Genomic DNA, 7,878 nt, shown 5'->3' with positions numbered 1-7,878 from the left:
CTCCCCGCCCCGATCCGAGAGTGAGGCCCCGCCGTGACCCCCCGTTTCCTGCTCATGACCCGCCTCCCTGAGCCCGGGCTCGGGATGCTGCGCGAGGCCGGAGAGGTGGTGGACGGCGCCGACGTCGGAGGGGACGCCGCGCTCGCGCGGCTGGTGGCCTCGGGGGACTACGACGTCGTCGTCGCGGCCCTGGACCAGAAGTTCACCGCCGACGTGCTCGCCGACGCGCGGATCAGGGGCATCGCCAACTACGCGGTCGGCTACAACAACGTGGACGTGGCCGCCGCGACGCGGCGGGGGATCGCCGTCGGCAACACCCCGGACGTGCTCACGGACGCCACCGCGGACATCGCGATGCTCCTGATCCTCGGGGTGACCCGCCGTGCCCCCGAGGGCGAGCGGATGGTGCGCGAGGGGCGCTTCCACGGCTGGGCGCCGGACCTGCTCGTGGGCCGGGACGTGCGCGGCGCGACCCTGGGCCTGGCCGGTTTCGGGCGGATCGGCAAGGCGGTGGCCGAGCGCGCGCTCGCCTTCGGCATGGACGTCGTGTTCGCGCCGCGGCCTCCCGCGCACCGGGAGGTGGCGGCCGAGGAGCTCGGCGACCTCGCCGGCCGCGTCCGTCAGGTCCGCTGGGAGGAGCTCGTCGAGGTCGCGGACGTCCTCTCCCTCCACGTGCCCCTGACGGACGACACCCACCACCTCGTGGATGCGGAGGTGATCGCGAAGATGAAGGACGACGCCGTCCTCGTCAACACGGCCCGCGGGCCCGTGGTGGACGAGGTGGCCCTCGTCACAGCCCTGCGCGAGGGACGGCTCTTCGGCGCCGGCCTGGACGTCTACGAGGACGAGCCCGCCCTGGCCCCGGGCCTGGCCGAGCTGGAGAACGTGATGCTCCTGCCGCACCTGGGCTCCGCCACCCGGGACACCCGCGCCGCAATGGCCGAGCTGGCCGCGCGCAACGCGATCGCCATGGCCACGGGCGCGGAGGTCCCGGCCCTCGTCAACCCCGGGGTGCGCGGCTGACCGGCGGGGCGCCGTCGGTAGACTCGGGGACCGTGACCACCCAGAACTCCGCCTCCGCCGCCGTCGACCACCACGATCAGCAGGCCGTCCGCGCCGCCAAGCGTGAGCAGCTGCTCGCCTCGGGCCGCGAGGCCTACCCCGTGCAGGTGCCGCGCACCCACGCGCTGGCCGAGGTGCGTGAGCGGTTCGACGGCCACGAGCCTGACTGGGCCTCGGGCGAGACCGTGTCGGTGACCGGGCGCGTCGTCTTCCTCCGCAACACCGGCAAGCTCTGCTTCGCCACCCTGCAGGAGTCCGGCGCGGACGGGGAGGCCGTCCGCCTCCAGGTCATGGTGTCCCTGGCCGCCGTCGGTGAGGAGTCCCTGGCCGACTGGAAGAAGGTCGTGGACCTGGGCGACTTCCTCTCCGTCACCGGCGAGGTGATCGTCTCGCGCCGCGGCGAGCTGTCCATCATGGCCTCGGCATGGGAGATGGCCTCCAAGGCGCTGCGCCCCCTGCCCGTGCTGCACGCGGACCTGAACGAGGAGACCCGCGTCCGCCAGCGCTACGCGGACCTGATCGTGCGCGAGGAGGCCCGCCGCATGGTCTACACCCGCGCCAAGGTCACCTCGGCGGTGCGGCGCACCCTCGAGGGCCACGGCTACGTGGAGGTGGAGACCCCGATGCTCCAGCTCGTCCACGGCGGCGCCCTCGCGCGTCCCTTCGAGACGCACCTCAACGCGTTCGACCAGCCGATGACCCTGCGCATCGCCACCGAGCTGTACCTCAAGCGCGCCGTCGTCGGCGGCATCGACCGCGTGTTCGAGATCGGCCGCGTGTTCCGCAACGAGGGCGTGGACTCGACCCACTCGCCCGAGTTCACCACCCTCGAGTCCTATGAGGCGTGGGCGGACATGCACGTCATGGCCGAGCGCATGCAGGAGATCATCCTCAACGCCGCGGACGCGGTGGGCGCCGGGCGTCGGCTCGAGACCGCGAAGGGCGTCATCGACCTCGACGGCGAGTGGGCCTGGGTCGCCGTGTACCCGGGGCTGTCCGAGGCCGTGGGCCGCGAGATCACCCCGGAGACGGACGCCGAGACGCTGCGGGCGATCGCCGCGGAGCACGAGGTCAAGGTGGACCCCGCGTGGGACGCGGAGAAGCTCGTGATCGAGCTGTTCGGCGAGATCGTGGAGCCCACCCTGATGAACCCCACGTTCGTGTACGACTACCCGCCGGCCGCCCAGCCGCTCGCGCGCCCGCACCGCTCGGACGACCGGGTCATCGAGGCCTGGGACCTGATCATCGGCGGCATGGAGCGCGGCACCGCGTTCTCCGAGCTGATCGACCCCGTCATCCAGCGCGAGCGCCTGACCGCCCAGTCGGCGATGGCGGCCGCCGGCGACGACGAGGCGATGCAGCTGGACGAGGACTTCCTGCGCGCCCTCGAGTACGGCGCCCCGCCCATGGGCGGCATCGGCCTGGGCATCGACCGCCTGGTGATGCTGTTCACGGACGCCGGCATCCGCGAGACCATCCTCTTCCCGCTGCTCAAGCCGGAGGCCTGACATGGCCGCCTTCTGGGACTACTTCTCCGTCCTCGCCCCCTCGATCGGCCTCGGGCTCATCTTCTGGCTGGTGATGCGCTCCCTGCTGCGTTCGGACACGGGCGAGCGCGAGAGTCAGGCCCGCCGGCTCTCGGGCGCGGACGCGCGGGCGGCCCGCGAGGAGGCCGAGGCCCGTGAGTGGGCGGCCCGACGCCGAGCCGAGGGAGGGCCGGGGGCTGATCCGGAGGACCGCGCCCGGTGAGATTCCTTCCCCGGCGTTGAAGAATCCTTCTGCCCGGCTTTGTTGCGGTATTCTTGAATCACCACAAGTGCACGGCCGGAATCGTGAGCACGCGGGAAAGAACCCCGAGAGCGAAGACCGGAACCCAGGGACACGCGCACGAGAGAAGAAAGTGGGAATCACCGTTGGCACAGAAGGTAGAAGTGGTCCTCGTGGATGATCTTGACGGTTCGCCTGCAGATGAGACCGTGAACTTTGCATTGGACGGTCGCAATTACGAGATCGACCTGTCGAAGGAGCACGCTGCGGAACTCCGTGAGTTCCTGAAGCCCTACATGAAGAAGGGCCGCGCCGTGGCGCCGCCGTCGCCCAAGGTCGAGGCCGCCCAGATCCGCAAGTGGGCGGCCGAGAACGGCTACGAGGTCTCGAGCCGGGGCCGTCTGCACCGCGACGTGGTGGAGGCCTACCGCAACGCGAAGCGCAAGTGAGCGCCCCGCCCGGGTGCGTCGAGGGATCGGCGTCCCCGGGCCTCGTTCCGGCCCCTCCCGACGACGGCCGGGCCGCTTCTCCCGCTGGCGAACAGTCGCGCGGCACGCGGCCCGGGTGCGTAGTCTCGACCACGACCGTACGCAAGGAGTGTGCCCATGTTCGAGAGATTCACCGACCGCGCCCGGCGGGTGGTCGTGCTCGCCCAGGAAGAGGCGCGCATGCTCAACCACAGCTACATCGGTACCGAGCACATCCTGCTCGGTCTGATCCACGAGGGTGAGGGCGTCGCAGCCAAGGCACTGGAGTCCATGGACATCTCCCTGGGCGCCGTGCGAGAGAAGGTGCAGGAGGACATCGGCCAGGGTCAGCAGAACCCGCCCGGCCACATCCCCTTCACGCCGCGCGCCAAGAAGGTGCTCGAGCTGTCCCTGCGCGAGGCGCTGCAGCTCGGCCACAACTACATCGGCACCGAGCACATCCTGCTCGGCCTGATCCGCGAGGGCGAGGGCGTGGCCGCCCAGGTGCTCGTGCAGCTCGGCGCGGACCTGAACCGCGTCCGTCAGACGGTCATCCAGCTGCTCTCCGGCTACCAGGGCGGCGCCCAGGGTGGCAAGGAGACCGCCGGCGCCGGGGTGGGCCAGGGCGGCGAGGCCGGCCAGAACGCCGGCTCCGTGGTGCTGGACCAGTTCGGACGCAACCTCACCGCGGCCGCGCACGACGGCAAGCTGGATCCCGTCATCGGGCGTGCGGGCGAGATGGAGCGCGTCATGCAGGTGCTCTCCCGCCGCACCAAGAACAACCCCGTGCTCATCGGCGAGCCCGGCGTCGGCAAGACCGCCGTCGTCGAGGGCCTGGCCCAGGCGATCGACCGCGGCGACGTCCCGGAGACGCTCAGGGACAAGCAGCTCTACTCGCTGGACCTCGGCTCCCTCGTGGCCGGCTCCCGCTACCGCGGCGACTTCGAGGAGCGCCTGAAGAAGGTGCTCAAGGAGATCCGCACGCGCGGGGACATCATCCTGTTCATCGACGAGATCCACACCCTCGTCGGGGCGGGTGCGGCCGAGGGCGCGATCGACGCCGCCAGCATCCTCAAGCCGATGCTGGCCCGCGGTGAGCTGCAGACCATCGGCGCCACCACGCTGGACGAGTACCGCAAGCACATCGAGAAGGACGCCGCGCTCGAGCGCCGCTTCCAGCCGATCCAGGTCGCCGAGCCGTCCGTCGAGGACGCCACGGAGATCCTGCGCGGCCTGCGGGACCGCTACGAGGCGCACCACAAGGTCTCCATCACCGACGGCGCGCTCAAGGCCGCCGCCGGCCTGGCGGACCGCTACGTCTCCGACCGGCACCTGCCGGACAAGGCCATCGACCTGATCGACGAGGCCGGCGCGCGTCTGCGCATCCGTCGCATGACCGTGCCGCCGGAGATCAAGGCCTACGAGTCCCGGATCGCGGAGGTGCGCACCCAGAAGGAGGCCGCCATCGACGGCCAGGACTTCGAGGGCGCCGCCCGCCTGCGGGACCAGGAGCAGCAGCTCGGGGACGAGCGCCGCGAGAAGGAGCAGGCGTGGCGCACCGGCGCGGACGCCGACGTCGCCACGGTGGACGAGGACCTCATCGCCGAGGTGCTCTCCAAGTCCACCGGCATCCCGGTGTTCAAGCTCACCGAGGAGGAGACGGACCGCCTGCGCAACATGGAGGACGAGCTCCACCGCCGCGTGATCGGCCAGGACGAGGCCATCAAGTCCCTGTCCCGCGCCATCCGCCGCACCCGCGCGGGCCTGAAGGACCCGAACCGCCCCTCGGGGTCGTTCATCTTCGCCGGCCCCACCGGCGTCGGCAAGACGGAGCTGGCCAAGTCCCTCGCGGAGTTCCTCTTCGGGGACGAGGACGCGCTCATCACGCTGGACATGTCCGAGTTCCAGGAGAAGCACACCGTCTCGCGTCTGTTCGGCGCCCCTCCCGGCTACGTGGGCTACGAGGAGGGCGGCCAGCTCACCGAGAAGGTCCGCCGCCGTCCGTTCTCCGTGGTGCTGTTCGACGAGGTGGAGAAGGCCCATCAGGACCTGTTCAACTCCCTGCTGCAGATCCTCGAGGACGGTCGCCTGACCGACTCGCAGGGCCGTGTGGTGGACTTCAAGAACACCGTGATCATCATGACCACGAACCTCGGCACCCGGGACATCTCCAAGGGCGTCATGACCGGCTTCCAGTCGGCCACGGACACCACCACCGGGTACGAGCGGATGAAGGGCAAGGTCAAGGAGGAGCTGCGCCAGCACTTCCGCCCCGAGTTCCTCAACCGTGTGGACGACGTGATCGTGTTCCCGCAGCTGCAGAAGCACGAGATCGTGGAGATCGTGGACCTGTTCGTCTCCCGCCTCGGCAAGCGCCTGGCGGAGCAGGATCTGTCCATCGAGCTCACCCAGTCCGCCAAGGATCTGCTCGCGGACCGCGGCTACGATCCGGCCATGGGCGCCCGCCCGCTGCGCCGCACCATCCAGCAGATGGTGGAGGACCAGCTCTCGGAGAAGATCCTCTTCGGTGAGATCCCGGCCGGCTCCCTCATCACCGTGGACGCCACGGGCGAGGGGGAGGGCGCCGAGCTGACGTTCACGTTCTCCGGCGGCCGGGAGGCCCTGGAGGGTGCGGACCTGGCCGAGCTCGAGCCCGGTGCCGGCGATCCGGTGGACGCCGACCGCTCCGCGTGACCCGCGGGGCCTGACCCACGACGCCGGACCGCGCGTCCGGTGGCCACGGCCCGTCGCCCCTCCCCCTCGGGAGGAGGCGGCGGGCCGTCGTCGTGCCCCCGCGGGGACGTCGGGGCCGAGGTCCGCGACACCGCCGCCGGCATCAAGGACGGCCTCGCGAAGGACCGCTGAACCGGCCCGCCTCCCCGCAGACGCGAGAGGGGTTCCCTCGCGGCGGGATCGGTGCCACTGTGGTCTGTGACCGCTCGACGGTGGTCCTGTCTCCGCTTCGGCCCGGCACTCGCCGGGACGGCCGCGGAGCAGCCCCGAGAAGAAGGAGGCCGCCCATGGGTATCGGTGACCTGAACAACCTCGCAAACCAGCACTCGGACAAGATCGACGAGGCCGTGGACAACGCTCAGGAGCAGCACGGCGACAAGCTCGGCGAGCACGGCGACACCGTGAACAAGGGTGTCGACGGCGCGCAGGAGAAGTTCCTGTCCGGGGACGAGGGCGAGCAGCAGGCCTGAGCCTGCCGTCGACGCCGCGGGAGCCCCCGCCCGGTCCGCCGGGACGGGGGCTCCCGTCTGTCCGGGGTCGGGATGTCCGTGCCTAGACTGGACCCCATGCCTGCCGACCGCCCCCTCACCCTCCGCTCGGCGCGGACCCAGGACGTGCCGGTCATCCAGGCGCTCGTGGAGCCGCTGGCGCAAGAGCGCGTGCTGCTCCAGAAGGAGGCTGTGGCCTACTACGAGGCCATCCAGGAGTTCGTGGTCGCCGAGGAGGCGGACGGGACCCTGGCCGGCTTCGGCGCCCTCCACGTGATGTGGCAGGACATCGCCGAGGTCCGCACCCTCGCCGTCTCGGAGGCCCACCGGGGGGCCGGCGTCGGGCACCTGGTCATCGAGGAGCTGCTGGACCGTGCGCGGGCCGTGGGCGTCGAGCGGGTCTTCTGCCTGACCTTCGAGGTCGAGTTCTTCCGCCGGCACGGTTTCGAGGTGATGGCGGACCAGTCCGTCGTGGACCCGGAGGTCTACGCGGAACTGCTGCGCTCCACGGACGAGGGTGTCGCCGAGTTCCTGGACCTCGCCCGGGTCAAGCCGAACACGCTCGGCAACACGCGGATGATCCGCCGCCTCTGATCCGCCGCACCGCGGGCCGCCCCGTGCCCCGGCGAGGTCAGTCCGGGAAGGTGAGGCCGCCGTCGTCGTCCCGGGCCAGCAGCCCGTCCGACACGAGCCCGGCGACGCACCGCGCCCACTGCGCGTCGTCGGGGCGGTGCGACCCGAGCCGCCCCCCGGCCACGACGACGGCGGGCACCTCCGCCTCGGCCACGCGCCCGTGCTCGCGGACGGCGGCCATCACGGCCCCGCGCACCTGACGGTCCGTGCCGGCCCAGGCCTGGCCGCGCGGCACCTCCACCGGCGGCGGGGAGCCCGCTGCGACCCACGCGCACGTCTCCGCCAGCGGGCAGCGGTCGCAGGCGGGGGAGCGGGCGGTGCAGACGAGGGCCCCGAGTTCCATGACGGCCGCGTTCCACGCGTTGGCGCGGGCGGGGTCCTCGGGCATGAGGGCCTGGGCGCGGCGCATCTCGGCGCGGGTCAGCGACCTGCCGGGCAGGGCCTCACCCGCGACCGCGCGCGCGATCACCCGGCGCACGTTGGTGTCCACGACGGTCTCGGGGATGCCGAACGCGAAGCTCGCGACCGCCGCGGCCGTGTACTCGCCGATGCCGGGCAGGGCGCGCAGGGCGGCGGGGTCGGCCGGCACCCGGCCGTCGTGGCGCTCGACGACGGCCCGGGCGGCCTCCTGGAGGCGCAGGGCCCGGCGCGGGTAGCCGAGCCGGTCCCAGGCCGTGAGCACGTCTGCGGTGGGGGCGGAGGCCAGGTCCGCGGGGGTGGGCCAGCGC

The 7,878-nt window shown here is 71.9% G+C and carries 8 protein-coding genes; 7 read left to right on the top strand and 1 reads right to left on the bottom strand.

The features are described 5' to 3' along the window. Positions 1-33: 33 nt before the first annotated feature. The 7 genes from J1M41_RS05570 (at position 34) to J1M41_RS05540 (ending at position 7,111) form a co-directional block, all read left to right on the top strand. Complete coding sequence (locus J1M41_RS05570; RefSeq protein ID WP_098471071.1) at positions 34-1,023, top strand: D-glycerate dehydrogenase; 990 nt, start codon at positions 34-36, stop codon at positions 1,021-1,023. A 32-nt stretch (positions 1,024-1,055) separates the two neighbouring features. Next, positions 1,056-2,570: a lysine--tRNA ligase gene (lysS, locus tag J1M41_RS05565; RefSeq protein ID WP_044658626.1), complete on the top strand. Its 1,515-nt coding sequence runs from the start codon at positions 1,056-1,058 to the stop codon at positions 2,568-2,570. Position 2,571: 1 nt separating this feature from the next. Beyond that, positions 2,572-2,811 (top strand): hypothetical protein, encoded by a 240-nt coding sequence (locus J1M41_RS05560; protein ID WP_041104642.1) that lies wholly within the window; start codon positions 2,572-2,574, stop codon positions 2,809-2,811. A 164-nt stretch (positions 2,812-2,975) separates the two neighbouring features. Continuing rightward, positions 2,976-3,278: an Lsr2 family protein gene (locus J1M41_RS05555; protein WP_036314827.1), complete on the top strand. Its 303-nt coding sequence runs from the start codon at positions 2,976-2,978 to the stop codon at positions 3,276-3,278. A gap of 156 nt (positions 3,279-3,434) precedes the next feature. Then, positions 3,435-5,990, top strand: coding sequence for an ATP-dependent Clp protease ATP-binding subunit (locus J1M41_RS05550; RefSeq protein ID WP_102708231.1), 2,556 nt, complete (start codon positions 3,435-3,437; stop codon positions 5,988-5,990). A gap of 326 nt (positions 5,991-6,316) precedes the next feature. Then, entirely contained in the window at positions 6,317-6,499 is a 183-nt protein-coding gene (locus J1M41_RS05545) for an Rv0909 family putative TA system antitoxin (RefSeq protein ID WP_041104640.1), read from the top strand. 96 nt (positions 6,500-6,595) lie between these two features. Continuing rightward, positions 6,596-7,111 carry an amino-acid N-acetyltransferase gene (locus J1M41_RS05540; RefSeq protein WP_206451333.1) on the top strand — a complete coding sequence of 172 codons (516 nt, stop codon included), beginning with the start codon at positions 6,596-6,598 and terminating at the stop codon, positions 7,109-7,111. Between the two features lie 37 nt (positions 7,112-7,148). On the opposite strand, the gene J1M41_RS05535 is transcribed toward J1M41_RS05540, so the two are convergent. Then, a partial coding sequence (locus J1M41_RS05535) for an A/G-specific adenine glycosylase (protein ID WP_206451332.1) occupies positions 7,149-7,878 on the bottom strand: 730 nt, incomplete at its 5' end.

It is taken from the genome of Micrococcus sp. KRD096, from assembly GCF_017168495.1.
Classification (GTDB): Bacteria; Actinomycetota; Actinomycetes; order Actinomycetales; family Micrococcaceae; genus Micrococcus; species Micrococcus luteus.
This window is presented reverse-complemented; position numbering and strand designations above follow the sequence as displayed.

Coding starts and splice junctions, on each gene's coding strand:
- J1M41_RS05560 (WP_041104642.1), top strand. CDS start 2,572: ATGGCCGCCTTCTGGGACTACTTCTCCGTCCTCGCCCCCTCGATCGGC.
- J1M41_RS05550 (WP_102708231.1), top strand. CDS start 3,435: ATGTTCGAGAGATTCACCGACCGCGCCCGGCGGGTGGTCGTGCTCGCC.
- J1M41_RS05540 (WP_206451333.1), top strand. CDS start 6,596: ATGCCTGCCGACCGCCCCCTCACCCTCCGCTCGGCGCGGACCCAGGAC.
- J1M41_RS05545 (WP_041104640.1), top strand. CDS start 6,317: ATGGGTATCGGTGACCTGAACAACCTCGCAAACCAGCACTCGGACAAG.